The organism is Paracoccus haematequi (assembly GCF_900631945.1).
GTDB classification, from domain to species: domain Bacteria; phylum Pseudomonadota; class Alphaproteobacteria; order Rhodobacterales; family Rhodobacteraceae; genus Paracoccus; species Paracoccus haematequi_A.
The window spans coordinates 1-536 of sequence record NZ_UZWE01000082.1; the positions used below are offsets into that span (position 1 = coordinate 1).

At 61.6% G+C, this 536-nt stretch carries 1 protein-coding gene; it reads right to left on the reverse strand.

The genetic code is table 11. The features are described from left to right. Positions 1 to 58: 58 nt before the first annotated feature. Complete coding sequence (locus PARHAE_RS20315; protein WP_206437040.1) at positions 59 to 403, reverse strand: hypothetical protein; 345 nt, start codon at positions 401 to 403, stop codon at positions 59 to 61. Positions 404 to 536: the final 133 nt, after the last annotated feature.

A 536-nucleotide genomic window follows, 5' to 3' on the forward strand; every position in this document is an offset into this window, starting at 1 on the left:
GAAACCTGGCACCAGTTCCTCGACGACTTCGTTAGCGATCCTGAACTCGCGCAACGCTTCAAGGCTCAACCGCCGCGGTAACAATCGGCCGGTTACGCCACAACGCGACCAGCGCCAAGAGATGCCGCTTGGCGCGGCTGTCTGGCAGGTGATCGACGTTCGGCACCTTCAGATCCGGCGTGGCCAGCACAAGATCCGTCAGCGCGGCGGTCACCGCCGAGATCGTCTCGACAGGCGCATTGGCAAGACTTTCGGCCCAGACCGGGTCAGGCGCCTCGGCAATGGCACGCCCCGGCGCCCATTCGGCAGAAATGGGGGCAAGGGACAATTCGGCAAGACCGGTATCGGTTAGGCGGTATTGCAGGCCGGAGCGCGGATCAATGACGAGGAAGGGGTAGTGCATGATTGGCCTGCAATCTGCTGATCAGGAAAACTGTAACGTAACCGCCCGGTTGCCACCGCCTGCCTGAGCGTGGGGTGATCGGCTAAGACACGTGCATAGCGACGTCGTTAACGACGTATCTTATGCGGGGCTT